The organism is Selenomonas sp., assembly GCF_052169755.1.
In the GTDB taxonomy this organism is placed as follows: Bacteria; Bacillota; Negativicutes; order Selenomonadales; family Selenomonadaceae; genus Selenomonas.
Genome location: NZ_JBQNBV010000201.1, coordinates 1 through 2,654 on the forward strand (window position 1 = coordinate 1; position 2,654 = coordinate 2,654).

Genomic DNA, 2,654 nt, shown 5'->3' on the forward strand with positions numbered 1-2,654 from the left:
GAAAAGGCGCAGGAAAAGGCGCAGGAAGAAATGCCCGAGATCCTGCATCTTCTTGCCGAAGCGCAAAAAACAGCGGGCGACCATAAGGCGGCGCGTGCGAGTGTAAAGAAGGCGCAGGCGCGGACAGAAGAGACGGAAGAGACGCGCCCCTTCCGGCATCGTCTCGCACTGGCAGAGGCACATGCGGCATACATGCTCGGCGACGCCGACGGAGCTGCCGAAGCCTACCGCAAAGCCGCCGATCTTGCGACCGACCTTCGTTTGCGCAGCGAAGCGTACAGCTCGTATCTGCTTGCGCTGCACAATACGGAGATCGGGCAGGAGGAGCTTTTCGCCGCGCATCGAGGCTATGAAAAGCTCCTCGCGGAGATCGAGCCGCTTGCCGCACGCGCATGGAAAAGGCACGGCAAGATTCGCGTCGGCTATCTGTCGCCCGATTTTCGCCGACATGTCATGTTCTCTTTCATCTACGGGCTTTTTGTGCGCTTTGACCGCGCACGGTTCGATGTCTACGCCTATTCGCTGAACGAGACGGCGGACGGTTTCACGGAAGCGCTGAAAGAGCAGGCGACGGTTTGGCGTGAGGCAGCGGGGTTGTCTTATGCGGAGATTGCTGCGAAAATTCGTGCCGATGAGATCGACATTCTTGTAGACCTTGCAGGTCACAGCGCGGGCGGCGCTTTGCCCGTATTCGCCTATCGCCCCGCGCCCGTGCAGGTCTCAGGTCTTGGCTACGTCAATACGACGGGGCTTTCGGCGGTCGATTATTTTCTGACGGACGATATCGTTGATCCGCTGGGAAGCCACGACGGCTTTTTCATAGAAGAGCCGGTGCATCTGACGAGCCAGTTTCTCTACACGGCGCAGAGCGACGTGCCGAAGCCGGCGGGCGCACCGTGCAGAGAGAAGGGATATATCGTTTTCGGCGTATTCAACCACTGGTACAAAGTCACGGAGGAAATGCTCTTCTGCTGGCGTGAAATCATGGCGCGTGTGCCGAAGAGTCGGCTGTTCGTCAAGTGTCAGGAGCTTTTTGCCCCTGCGATGCAAGAAGAAGTGCTGCGCCGTATGGCGAAGGCGAAGATCGACGTCGCACGCGTCGATTTGGAGCCTGCGACGAGCGACTACATGGAGCGCTACGCATCGGTTGACATCGCGCTCGACACCTATCCGTATCCGGGCGGCGGCACGACATGCGACGCGCTCTATATGGGCGTGCCTGTCATCACGCGCTTCGGCAGACGGCGCGGCTCACGCTTCGGGCTGTCGCTTTTGAAGAACGTGGGGCTTTCGGAGCTTGCTGCTGCCGATGGGACGGCGTACATGGAGAAAGCGGCGGCGCTCGCTAAGGATAGAGAGCGTTTGGACGAACTGCACAAGACGCTTCGCGCACGTTTTGCCGCGTCGCCCGTCATGCAGGCGACGCGCTACATGGAAGAATTGGAGCGTTTTTACTGCATGGCAGTGAAGCGAAAGAAGGAGGCAGAGGGTGGACGATGAAGGATTTTTCCAAGATTACAGAAGAGCTCGCCGTTTTGCAGGAACGGACGGATTGGGCGCAGGGGACGGAGCGCATCGGGCGGCTGCTGGAAAAGCACGGGGCGGAGCTTGACTGCGGGGAGAAGAGCTTCCTGTACGGTCGGCTCGGTTACTTCCTGCGATTCCTTGAGCGCGCTGAGGAATCTGCCGCCGCCTATCGCGAGGCGATTCTGTACGCACCGTATCTCGCACAGCAGAGGAAGCTTTACAGCGATTACCTCTTGATCTGTCACTATCTGCCGCATGTCAGTGATGAGGAGCTGGCTGAGAGCCACTTCTTCTATCAGAATTTCTTTCGCCCCAAAGAAGAGCTGCAGCATGTGCGAGACAATCATCGCCGCCACTCGAAAATCCGCATCGGCTATCTCTCGTCGAATTTTAAGACGCACATCATGAGCTGCTTCATGATGCAGCTGCTGGCGCTCGCCGACCGCGATCGTTTCGAGGTCTACTGCTATGACCTTGGCGGGCTTTTTGACGGCGCAGCCGAGCAGATGAAGTCCTTTGGCAACATCTGGCGCAACATCGCTCTGCCCGAGGCGAAGGAGCGTGCGCGGATGATCGCTGCAGACGAGATCGACATCCTCTTCGACCTCGGCGTTCATACGGACGGCGGACATGGCCTGGCGACGCTCGGCTACAAGGCGGCGCCCGTGCAGATCGCAGGAATCGGCTACATGAGCACCTCGGGACTCAAGGCGGTCGACTACTACCTGTCGGATCGCTTTCTCGACACTCCCGGCAAGGGCGATGCCTATTTCTCGGAAAAACTGCTGCGCCTTTCGCACTCGCACTTTTGCTACACGCCTTTTGAAGAGATCTTTAAGAGTACGATCGACTGGCAGCCGCACGAAAGGCCGGTGTTTGGCTGCTTCAACAATTCTGCGAAGATTTCGGAGGAAATGCTGCGCCTCTGGCTGACGCTTCTCAGACGCGTGCCCGGTGCCAAGCTGCTGCTCAAAGCATGGAAGCCCGAGGCGCTGCTCGAAAAGGCGCTTTCTCTCGGTTATTGTCGTGGGGAGATCGAGGTGCGTCCCATGACGCTCGATTACGTCCACGAGTACATGGACATGGACATTGCGCTCGACACATTTCCCTATACAGGCGGCGGCACG

2 protein-coding genes are annotated in these 2,654 nt (G+C 58.5%); both read left to right on the forward strand.

From position 1 onward, the window contains the following. The coding region (locus ACTTKG_RS10255) for an O-linked N-acetylglucosamine transferase, SPINDLY family protein (protein ID WP_442674100.1) at nt 1-1,500 on the forward strand (1,500 nt) is incomplete at its 5' end. Beyond that, on the forward strand, nt 1,497-2,654 hold a 1,158-nt coding region (locus ACTTKG_RS10260), incomplete at its 3' end, for an O-linked N-acetylglucosamine transferase family protein (RefSeq protein ID WP_442674101.1). The genes ACTTKG_RS10255 and ACTTKG_RS10260, both read left to right, overlap by 4 nt.